Origin of the sequence: Acetobacter pomorum (genome assembly GCF_002738225.1) — a bacterium.
In the GTDB taxonomy this organism is placed as follows: Bacteria; Pseudomonadota; Alphaproteobacteria; order Acetobacterales; family Acetobacteraceae; genus Acetobacter; species Acetobacter pomorum.
Window position 1 is genome coordinate 51,834 of sequence record NZ_PEBQ01000083.1, and the last position, 10,621, is coordinate 62,454.

The 10,621-nt window shown below is 49.8% G+C and carries 10 protein-coding genes; 3 read left to right on the plus strand and 7 right to left on the minus strand.

The features are described 5' to 3' along the window. Positions 1–68 precede the first annotated feature (68 nt). Together CSR02_RS05380 and CSR02_RS05385 are read right to left on the minus strand one after the other, a co-directional pair. The gene (locus CSR02_RS05380) at positions 69–761 is read right to left on the minus strand and encodes a hypothetical protein (RefSeq protein ID WP_183172681.1); all 693 of its coding nucleotides are present in this window, start codon (positions 759–761) and stop codon (positions 69–71) included. 27 nt (positions 762–788) lie between these two features. Beyond that, the gene (locus tag CSR02_RS05385) at positions 789–1,886 is read right to left on the minus strand and encodes a YeiH family protein (RefSeq protein WP_099540835.1); all 1,098 of its coding nucleotides are present in this window, start codon (positions 1,884–1,886) and stop codon (positions 789–791) included. A gap of 54 nt (positions 1,887–1,940) precedes the next feature. Between CSR02_RS05385 and CSR02_RS05390 the strand changes: the two genes are divergently transcribed. Continuing rightward, the gene (locus CSR02_RS05390) at positions 1,941–2,840 is read left to right on the plus strand and encodes a LysR family transcriptional regulator (RefSeq protein ID WP_099540847.1); all 900 of its coding nucleotides are present in this window, start codon (positions 1,941–1,943) and stop codon (positions 2,838–2,840) included. Positions 2,841–2,863: 23 nt separating this feature from the next. Here CSR02_RS05390 and CSR02_RS05395 read toward each other — a convergent pair whose 3' ends face one another. The 4 genes from CSR02_RS05395 to CSR02_RS05410 are packed head-to-tail and all read right to left on the minus strand — an operon-like array spanning position 2,864 to position 9,158. After that, positions 2,864–4,315 carry a TolC family protein gene (locus CSR02_RS05395; protein ID WP_099540836.1) on the minus strand — a complete coding sequence of 484 codons (1,452 nt, stop codon included), beginning with the start codon at positions 4,313–4,315 and terminating at the stop codon, positions 2,864–2,866. Further along, on the minus strand, positions 4,316–5,443 hold the full coding sequence (locus CSR02_RS05400; RefSeq protein WP_099540837.1) for an ABC transporter permease: 1,128 nt from the start codon (positions 5,441–5,443) through the stop codon (positions 4,316–4,318). Then, positions 5,443–8,175 carry a ribosome-associated ATPase/putative transporter RbbA gene (rbbA, locus tag CSR02_RS05405; RefSeq protein WP_099540838.1) on the minus strand — a complete coding sequence of 911 codons (2,733 nt, stop codon included), beginning with the start codon at positions 8,173–8,175 and terminating at the stop codon, positions 5,443–5,445. The genes CSR02_RS05400 and rbbA overlap by 1 nt, the downstream gene beginning before the upstream one ends. Next, positions 8,175–9,158: an HlyD family secretion protein gene (locus CSR02_RS05410; protein WP_099540839.1), complete on the minus strand. Its 984-nt coding sequence runs from the start codon at positions 9,156–9,158 to the stop codon at positions 8,175–8,177. Before CSR02_RS05410 ends, rbbA begins: the two co-directional genes overlap by 1 nt. A gap of 347 nt (positions 9,159–9,505) precedes the next feature. Between CSR02_RS05410 and CSR02_RS05415 the strand changes: the two genes are divergently transcribed. Next, positions 9,506–9,775 (plus strand): SelT/SelW/SelH family protein, encoded by a 270-nt coding sequence (locus CSR02_RS05415; protein ID WP_095045831.1) that lies wholly within the window; start codon positions 9,506–9,508, stop codon positions 9,773–9,775. A gap of 67 nt (positions 9,776–9,842) precedes the next feature. Here the strand turns inward: CSR02_RS05415 and CSR02_RS05420 are convergent, their stop codons facing one another. Continuing rightward, positions 9,843–10,163 carry an antibiotic biosynthesis monooxygenase family protein gene (locus CSR02_RS05420; RefSeq protein ID WP_042787225.1) on the minus strand — a complete coding sequence of 107 codons (321 nt, stop codon included), beginning with the start codon at positions 10,161–10,163 and terminating at the stop codon, positions 9,843–9,845. 150 nt (positions 10,164–10,313) lie between these two features. Here CSR02_RS05420 and CSR02_RS05425 point away from each other — a divergent pair, with 150 nt between their 5' ends. After that, positions 10,314–10,550 (plus strand): hypothetical protein, encoded by a 237-nt coding sequence (locus CSR02_RS05425; RefSeq protein ID WP_099540840.1) that lies wholly within the window; start codon positions 10,314–10,316, stop codon positions 10,548–10,550. Positions 10,551–10,621: the final 71 nt, after the last annotated feature.

Here is a 10,621-nt window from a genome sequence, read left to right on the forward strand (position 1 = left end):
TGGATACAGGAGGGAACTCCTGTATCCTTTTAAAATATTGAGCTGCGCTTCATTTCACTTTGCAGCATTTAATGCCCGGAAGGCGTTATTGTATCCTGAGCATCTGCTGTATGGGTGCTGGTCATGGCCATATCGCCACCACCTCCCTGCATACCGCCTCCACCATTACCACCACCACCGGCTTTGTCAGATCCGCCATCTTTTCCTTTTCCGCCAGATGCCTGCACACGCGTAGGACCTTGGGTGGGAATACTTAGATCAGAGGGAATAGGTTCAAGATCCAGCGCCTGCCTTACAAAATTACGTAAGGAAACAACCAGATCATGCGTATGTACCCGCTGGCCTGCTACCAGCTCTCGCGCTGCATGTTCTGCCAAACGCACGTGCTCCTCTGTGCCCAGAAGAATAATGTCTGATAAAGCTGCTTCCACTGCATCACGAATACGCCGAGCCCGGTCTGTTGCGTTGGCATCTTCCAATATGGCAGAGGTTGTTGCTGCATTTACATCCGTTATGGCACGCAAATCTCGCTTATGCCTGGGGTCCACGGCCAAATCTCCGGTAAAGGACCCGCCCAACGTGCGATAGGCGGCAATCAATGTGCGCAAACGTTCATTGATCTGGCGGTTCATGCGCTCACGCCGCTGCTGGATCAGCACCATCATCAAAAGCCTGATGCCAACACCAATCAAGGTAATAAGAGAGAGCCCGATCATGGTGAACAGAAAACTGTGCCATGAGCTGAAATCTAAAGTGTGCAATATGGGCTCCTGATACAGACTGTTTTTCTAGAACATGATTTTAAGCAGTAACATACTTGTACAGACCAGCCCGATTAGAGAAAATCCTTCGGTCAGAAGCAGGGGAACGCCTGCCCGAAAAACCGAACGTATGTCTATGCACAAGCCCAACGCAGCCATAGCCAGAATGGTTAAAAAATTGGCCGCAAGGCTTACAGGTTCAATCATTGCTTGTGGCATAACGTTCATGGAACGTGCACTCATCATGATGATAAAACCAATGATATACCAAGGCACCATCTGCGGGACACGAGATGCGTGCTGAACATTCCCTCGGTTTAACCGGGCATAAAGCATGGAAAGAACAATACACACTGGCCCCAGCATCAGCACCCGCATCAGCTTTATCAGCATGCCAATATGCGGAGCCGTTGGGCCAAAAGCAGAAGCCGCTGCGCCCACCTGTGGCACGGCATACACCGTTAACCCCGCAAGCGCACCGCCCACATGGCTATCCAGAGATAGAAAAGGAGCTGCAAGGGATAATCCCACAACCAGTATCAAGCCACCCGCTGCTGTAAAGGCAATGGTTGCGCCAATATCTTCATCTTTGGCATGAATGGCAGGGGCTGCAGCCATAATGGCCGAATTACCACAAATGGAATTACCGCAAGCCACTAGCAGAGTTTGCGGCCTAGGCAGCCCCACCACATGCCCAATACAACTGGTAAATATCAGGCTGAATGTAACCAGCCCCATAACACCGACCAAAAGCCATGGTCCGCCGGAAAAAGCCGTATCTATACTAAAAGAGGCTCCAAGTAGCACAATCCCGATATTCAAAAGCGTTTTGGAGCATGTTCTGATACCCGGCTGCCATAAATGGTCTGGTTTATGCACAGTGCGTGCAACCACACCGGCAATAAGCGCCAAATTAAGCTGTTCCAGCCATATTTTTCCGCACAGAAGCCCCTCAATCTGCTCGCATAAATAAGCAATGCCCGTAAGGGCCAGACACAACAGAACCCCCGGAAGATTATGGCCGATAACGCCAAATATACGTTGCCTGAATAATGGCTGCGCCTGAGAAGTGGTGAGCATGGTCATTTCCCTTTCCGTGCAAAAGGTAAGGGAAATCCGTTTCATCACTCCAACGCATTATTCTGGTTATTCCAATCGGAAATTATGATTGATTGTGGTATAAAATCAGGTATGACACTGGAACAACTTCGCCTTTTTATTGCAGTGGCCGAACGTGAACACGTTACCGCAGCCAGCAAAGCCCTGCATGTTACACAATCTGCCGTATCGGCCGCTATTGCGGCGCTGGAAGAACAGCATGGGGTCAAGTTGTTTCATCGTATAGGGCGCGGCATTTGTCTCACAGAAGCAGGGCGCCTGTTTTTACCCGAAGCCCGCGCTGTTCTGGCCCAGGCAGAAGCCGCAGAAAACATGCTGGAAGCGTTTAATGGGCTTAAACAGGGTACCCTACGTGTTGTGGCCAGCCAAACCATTGCAGCCTATTGGCTTCCGGCTCTTTTGGTACAGTTCCGTCAACAATATCCGCAAATCGCTATGGATATTGTCATCAGCAACACCGAGGAAGCAGCAACCCGCGTTAAGAATGGTGAAGTTGATTTGGGTATTGTTGAAGGGCAGGTAGATGATCCTGCCTTGGCACAATGGCCCGTTGCAACAGATACCCTCAGCATTGTGCAAGCCGATGCGTGTGTGCCAGATACCATAGATGCCGCATGGCTACGAAATGCCAAATGGGTGATGCGTGAGCCTGGCTCTGGCACCCGCGCTACATTGGAACACGCTTTGCGCCAGCACGGCATAGACCCAACCGGACTGGATGTAACACTTGTGCTCCCCTCCAACGAGAGTGTGCGCTCAGCCATTGAGGCCGGGGCAGGCATTGGCGCTCTTTCTGCACTGGTGGTGGCACCAGCCGTGCAGGCAGGCACATTACATGCTGTACCTCAGGCATTGGGAACACGCTTCTTTTACGGTTTGCGGCATAAGGAGCGTTATCGCAGCCCAGCAGCAGAAGCACTCCTGAAATTGATTGTCCAATCCAGCAAGCAGCATGGCTAAAAACGATGTAACAAGTGGGCGGCTTATCGTTTTGTTGTGTGCGTATCCCATCCACCGCCCAGCGCCCGCGCAAGGCGCACCGTGGCCAAAGCCTGCCGCGTTTGCGCACTTGCCAGTTCATCTTGGGCAGAAATCTTTTTCATTCGGGTTGTTAGAATATCCTGCATAGTAAACTGCCCACCTTCATAAAGGCCTTGCGCCTGTGATGTGGCAAGAGAAAGGGATGAGACTTCCCCTGTCAGGCTGGCAATATTTTGGTCTGCGCTGGAGCGGCTTTCATAGGCATCTTCCACTTCTGCCAAAGCAGTCAGCACGGTTTGATCATAAGATGCCACAGCCTGCTTAAGTTGAGAGTCTGCTGCACGTATCTTGGCCTGTATGCGCCCGGCGGTGAAAATAGGCAGATAGGCATTAACAGCCATCAAGCCGCCAGAGCCGGATACACCGGGAATACCATCAAACCGCAAACGGCCGTCCCCTCCAAAAAATTCTAAACCAAACCGTGGCAGAAGGTCTGTTTTGGTGCTTATCAGCCTTTCAAGATTAGCCTGCACAATGTTTTTTTGCAGCATAACATCTGGCCGGCGGTCCAATACTGTAGAAGGAAGTTCCGTGGCTGGTGGAGCAGGCACTTGGTATTGCGCCGGGGCTGTCAGGTCCGGTGCCTGTTCAGGCGGCAAACCGGATAAAATAGCCAACCGATGGCGGCATGCATCCAATGCTGCCACCAGTAATGGGCGTTGTGCCTGCACCTGATTGATCTGGGCCGTTATGGTTTCCAGATCAGCACGCGTTGTCTGCCCAGCATCAAACCGCGCTGTGGCATAACGGAGCAACTCCTGCAATGTACGGGCTGATTGATCCAGCAGTGCAATGCGTTGTTGCAACCCGCGCGCCGTAAGGTAATTGGCAGCCACATCTGCGGCAATGGCCATATGCGTGCCATGCAGCACATCTGCGGCGGCCAATGCCATATGTTGTGCCGCGCGTTTGCGGGCACGGTTACGGCCCCAGATATCTGGCTCCCACGCCATGGTTATGCCTGCCAGATGCCCATCTGTTGCCGGGTCCTGAATATCTGGATCTGCCATTTTCATTAAAGGTGGCACAGGGTGGCGCCAGTCCACCCCACCACCCATCATGCCGCCTGTAGCCCCTATTGTGGGGTACAGAGCAGATTTGGCCATTTGTGTATAGGCGCGGGCCTCCTGCACACGTTCCTGCGCCATGCGTATTTCCGGATTGGCAGCCAGTGCATTCTGCACAAGCTGATCCAGTAATGGATCCTGCCATGCCGTCCACCAGTTTGTCAGATCAGTGGGTTGCGCGTTTTGCGTTACGGCACTGAACTGCGCGGGAACATTCACCTGTGAAGGTGGCACCTTTGTATGGAAAGGAGAACATGCCACCAAACCTGTGCAAAGAAGCGTGCTGAACAGCAGACGGGCAGAAGGCGCGGAAAGAGACATCAGCATTCAATCCTGACGGGCCAGCATGGAGCGAAAACGCAACAGCGCCATGGCAAGAAAAAGAGTGGACGACAACACAATGGCCAACAGCGAAGGCCAGATGCTTTCCAGCCCGGCACCACGATATAAAATGGATTGTGAAATTTTGACGAATTGCGTTGTGGGGAAAAACCGCACCAGAGACTGCACAGCCTCTGGCATGCTTTCCACCGGGGTTGCTGCGCCAGAAAGCAGATAAGCCACGGCATAAACGGGCACTACCAAAAGCCCGAACTGCGGCATGGTTGGCGCAATGGTTGCCAGCATCATCCCCAGAGATGTTACAGAAAACAGGTAAAGAATAAGGCAGGCGGCAAACAGCAGGGGAGAACCGGCAATAGGCACAGCCAGCCCAATATGCACAACAATCCAAAGAGAAAGGAGGCTGGCTACAAAAATAACCGCGCCATTTGCCAGAATTTTTCCAATGGCAATCTGGCTGGCAGAAACAGGCAGAACAAGCAGATGCTCAATTGTGCCGTGTTCACGCTCACGAATAACCGCAGCGCCTACCAGCACAATGGATAAAATGGTTGCGTTGGTGACAACCTGCATAACAGACGTAAACCACGCAGATTCACTATTCGGATTAAAACGGATACGGCTTTCAGGATGAAACGGCATCAGTTTGTTAATATCGGGTGAATGAAGCTGTGCCTCTACTTCACCCAGAAAAATCTGCTGGAGATAAACGCTGCCCAAGCCGGCCTGTGTCATGGCTGTGGCGTCAATCAGTTCCTGTATCTGCGGGGTGCGGCCAGCCAGCACATCAGCTTCAAAACGGGGGGGAATATCAATAACAAAGTTATAGGCGCCGTTATCCATACCTATACTGGCATCATTACGATTGGTCAGGAAAGGCGGCTTGAAGTAAGGCGGCAGCACTACTGAACGCAACTGGCGTGAAAGGGCAGAATGGTCTTCATCAATAAACGCAACGGTTGCATTTGCAACATCTACACGCACCCCATGTGCTACAAGAACAATAGCTGCGGAAAACGCAAAAACAATCAGCCCCATCAGCACAAAATCGCGCATCAGGCTATGGAATTCCTTGCGGCACAACAGGCCGACATTCATAAGCCAGCGCAGCATTAGGTATCCTGCTTTTTCAGAAAAAGGCGGGCGCCCACCATGTAAAGAGCCGCAAACCCACCCAGTGCCAGATACATGGAAAGAAAGGATTTGATACCCAATCCCTTTGTAAAACTGCCAAGGCTGATAAGCTGGAACCAAGAAGCCGGAAAAGATTTTCCCAGATAATAGGTAAAGCCTGTAAGCGTTGAAACCGGATACAGCAGCCCGGAAAAATTGGCAGACATAATCAGGCAGATAATCGCCGTACCAAAAATGGCTGCCACCTGAGAACTCACAAAAGTTGAGATCAACAGCCCCAAGCCCGTGCTGGCCAGAATATACAACACGGCCCCAATACTCAGCCCAATAAAGGAGCCCTTAAGAGGTACACCCAGAACAGTTACAGAAAGCGCAACCAACACCAGATAGGCCATAAGTGCCAGTGCCACGTAGGGTAACTGCTTACCCACCAGATACTGCCCAGAACTGGCAGGGGAGGCATAGAGGTTCATAATGGAACCAATTTCCTTTTCCCGCACAACACCAAGTGCTGTGAGCATGGTGGGGACAAGAATAAGCGCCAGCATAATGGTGCCGGGTGTCATGGCATAAATGCTGCGGAATTCCTGATTATAAACAAAGCGTGGCACAATACTTACAGGTATCAGGCCTGATGTTACGGATGCCGGCAATGTTTTTTGCATATTTGCCATATAGGTTAACAGCACGGCATCTGTATAAGAACGCACATTGGCACTTAAAAAGGGCATGGCGCCATCAATAACCACACCAATGGCTGGGTTACGGCCCGCAGCAACATCTCTCCCAAAACCGGGGGGAATATCCAACCCCATTGCAGCCTGCCCATGACGTATGCGCGTTTCCAGTGTTTCGCGGTTTGGTGAGAACGCTGTTTCCTGAAAATAGCGCGATCCACGAAACTGCTGCACAAGTTCCCGGCTGGCATGGGTCTGGTCGTAATCCACCACAGTGTAGCGAATGGTATTGATATCAAACGAGATACTGTAAGCTGAAATCAACAGCAGAATTGTTGGGCCCAGAATGGCAAACATCAACCGCAGGCGATCACGCATCAGTTCCACAGCTTCACGCCGCGCAAAAGCCCAGCAACGTGAAAACCAGCGGATGTAAGGTGGGATTGTTCGCAATGCCCCAGTTGCTGGAGTGGGCTGTTGAGGCTTGGCGACAGCAATTGAATTTCCCGCTTTTTCCAGGCAGGAAATAAATGCGTCCTCCAAAGTGGAAGCACCTTCTTCGTGCGTAATCTCCGCTGGGGTGCCCATGGCCAGCACTTTGCCCTTGTCCATAAGGGAAATGCGGTCACACCGCGCGGCTTCATTCATGAAATGTGTAGAAACAAAAATGGTCACACGCTTCTGGCGTGAAAGCGCTACAAGATGCTTCCAGAACATATCGCGTGCTGCCGGATCCACACCAGAAGTTGGCTCGTCCAGAATAAGGATATCCGGGTTGTTAATACACGCAGCCGCCAGTTGCAGCCGTTGCCGAAACCCCAAAGGCAACCCGGTTGGACGGCTATCTGCTTCTTCCGCCAGTTGAAAGCTTTTTAGCATGCTTTCAACCCGCAATTTTGCCTCAGCTGATGGAATTTGAAAAAGCTCTGCCTGTAACATTAGATTCTGGCGTACAGTCAGTTCTTCATACAAAGAAAAACCCTGAGACATATAGCCAATACGCATACGCGTTTTCATGTCTCCGGGCGTTATCGGATGTCCAAACAGGGTTGCCGTGCCACTGGTAATATCCAGCAGCCCTGTCAGCATTTTCATGGTGGTGGATTTACCGCAGCCATTGGAGCCCAGAAACCCAAAAATTTCACCACGACGGATACGAAAACTCACATGATCAACCGCCGTGAAAGAACCAAATTTACGTGTCAAGTTTTCGGCGTCAATAACAGGCGGGCTACCATCATCCTGATAAGGTGGAATTGTAAAGTCAGAAATCTCTTTCTGATCTGCGGCAGGCAAAAGAGAAACGTAAGCAGCTTCCACCGTTGTGGTATGAGTCTGCTTTTTAACATCCGCCGTAGGGCCAGAGGCCAGAATACGCCCTCCATTCATGGCCACCAACCATGAAAACCGCTCAGCCTCATCCATATAGGCCGTAGAGACAATAACAGTCATGGACGGGCGTTCAGCCCGCATTTGCTCTACCAGCGCCCAGAACTGACGGCGAGAGAGTGGGTCCACCCCCGTTGTGGGTTCATCCAGAATAAGCAGGTCTGGCTCATGCACCAGAGAACAGCACAGGCTGACCTTTTGCTTCATTCCGCCAGAAAGATGGCCTGCTGGTCTATCAGGAAAAGGCGCAAGGCCCGTTGCATCCAGCAAGTGGGTAATACGATTTGCACGGGCCGTGGCATCCAGTGCAAACAGACGACCAAAAAAATCAATATTTTCACGCACGGAAAGGGTAGGGTAGAGGTTCTTCCCTAATCCCTGCGGCATAAAGGCCAAGCGGGAAAGAAAAGCCTCACGCGCAGTTCTATTGCTAATATCCACACCAAGCGTATGAATTGTGCCACGCTGCAGGTGCCGTACACCCGCAATAAGCCCTAGCAGTGTTGATTTACCAACACCATCCGGCCCAATAAAAGCAATAGTTTGCCCCGCAGGAAGGGTGAGAGAAATATCGTGCAGAACATCATGCCCGTTATAGGCATGGCTTACGCCCTCAACGCAGATTTCAGAAGGAGATGCCGCCATTATCTGGCATCGCCGGGCAGTGCAGCTTGGGGCCATGAGGCATCTGGCCGTTGCTTGATATATCCTTCCCCCGTCATTCCGGCTTTCAACAACGGGCCAAGCCGCTTTTGTTCATCCGGGGTCACACGCAATTTTACACGATAGACAAGTTGTTCCCGCTCTGTGGCGGTTTCCACATATTTGGGCGTAAACTGAGCTTGGCTATCAATAAAGGATACAGTGGCAGAAACAGGTGCATCCAACCCATCAAACCGGATACGCGCTTCATCACCTATTTTAAGATTACTGATAGAGGCAATAGGGAAGAACAGCGTCATATATGGATCAACCGGATCCAGCATAGAATACACGCGCCCACCCGGGGGCAGAACACTTCCTGTTTCAATAACACGGTATTCAATACGCCCCGCAACAGGGGCCCGGATGGTCATATCGTCCAGCACAGTCTGAACCTGATTAACCTGCGCAGCAGCACCTTCCTTGGCATGAAGGGCCTCCTGCACTGCTTGAGAAGCCGCATTAACCGCGGCTTGGGCTGTTTCAACCTGCGTGCGCCGCTGCGTAACCTCCATATCGGAAACAAGGTTTTGTTGCCGCATTTTTTGTGCATGGCGTAGTTCATCACGCGCAAGTTGCAGAGCTGCCTGCCGTGCCACAAGCTCGGCCGATGCTCGCCCCGCTGCGCTAGCTGCACGGCTTTGTTGAGCGCTTGCCTGATCATATTGCGCCTGCACGGTAGCTTTATCTTCCTGCGCCAAAACTTGACCAGAAATTACATCATCACCTTCCTGCGCAAGTAATTGCGTAATGCGGCCAGGATATTTGACGGCCACATCTATGCGTGTGAATTCCAGACGCCCATTTCCATACACAATACCATCAGGAACGCTTTGTGCCACTTGGTGTTCATGCCACGCAAAAGCCCCTCCTGCGATCACCAGAAAGGAAGCTGCAACAACTATAATTTTGACAGGAACTTTCACAATAAACCTTGATCAGAAAAAGCGGATCACAATGAAATATGCTCGTGGCAATAGATTTAATTATGACACATCAGTCAAGTTATTATTTCCTTCAACATAGATATTTTTGCAAAAGATTTATGAAATGATGCGGCACGCATGATTAAAGGTTTAAATCAATGGAAAGCATGCCTCAATGACCTTGATCAAACCATGATGCAAAGACGGTAGATTTATGTTTAAATAAATTGGAACTTTATTATTGAAGTATTTATAATTTTTACATAAATATTTATTATCGCAATAGCCTATATTATGTTATATTCACCCGATTTGGTATTACCTACTTGGCAATGGAAGATACACTTATGTTTCGTGTTTCTATACGCTATTGTACGCAGTGTAATTGGCTTTTGCGCGCAGCATGGATGGCGCAGGAACTTCTTTCCACTTTTGGTACGCAATTAGCGGAGGTCGCCCTCTGTCCTGATACAGGAGGGCGGTTTGAAATCTGTGTCGGTGATGAAGTGATATGGGAACGTAAGCGTGATGGTGGCTTCCCCAGCCCCAAAGAACTCAAACAGAGAGTAAGAAATATTATCGATCCAGAAAAAAATCTGGGTCATATAGACCGATAAATATACTGGGCAAAATCAGAAAAGGAGAGATTATTTTTTTCATCTCTCCCTTAAATTATTCCCGCACTTAGGATTCAATATCCTGTAGTACAGTAAACCCTTCAAACACTGGCGGCCCAAGAAGCAAGGATTTACCTTGCCCTGCACCGGCATGCGCCTGTCTAAACTGCTCGGATTGAGTCCATCCCACAAAAGCCTCGTGAGATTCCCAGATAGTATGGGAAGCATATAAAACATAATCTTCCTTCGCGGGGCCTTTCAAAAATTGAAAGCTGATAAATCCGGGTACAGTTTTGAGAAAAACTTCCCGGCCCAGCCAACGCTGACAAAAAGCTTCTTCATTTTCCGGACTAACGCGAAAGCGATTCATTGCAATATATTTTGCCATCATTCCCGTATCCTATTTTTACTCACCTCATCGTATCAGAGTGTATAAAGTTTCTAAAGTATGGAGAAATTTGAAAGATACGATGTAATAACATTTTATATCGTATTTTTTAATTTGACTCATAATTGTTCGTATAATTAAACATATAACATGGAAATTTCGTTCTTCTATCGCCTTGGCTTACCCGCTGCCATGATTCTGGCAGAAGCGGGCCTACTGATCACTATTTGGCAACGAGGAAGTGCATTTTTTGTTTTTGGTAAGAAACGAAAATTTATCTTAACTTTGAAAAGTAATTATTTTTTTAGGAATAACATTTTTCTAGAGTTGCTTTTCCGTAAGTTTCACAAAAAAGCAACGGAGGGAAACTGGCGTAATGCAAGATAACTCTCAACATGAAGGGGGAGGGGACCGATATGTATTGCGGGCTGGAGGAGCGGTTGGAGCTGGCGCGCTTG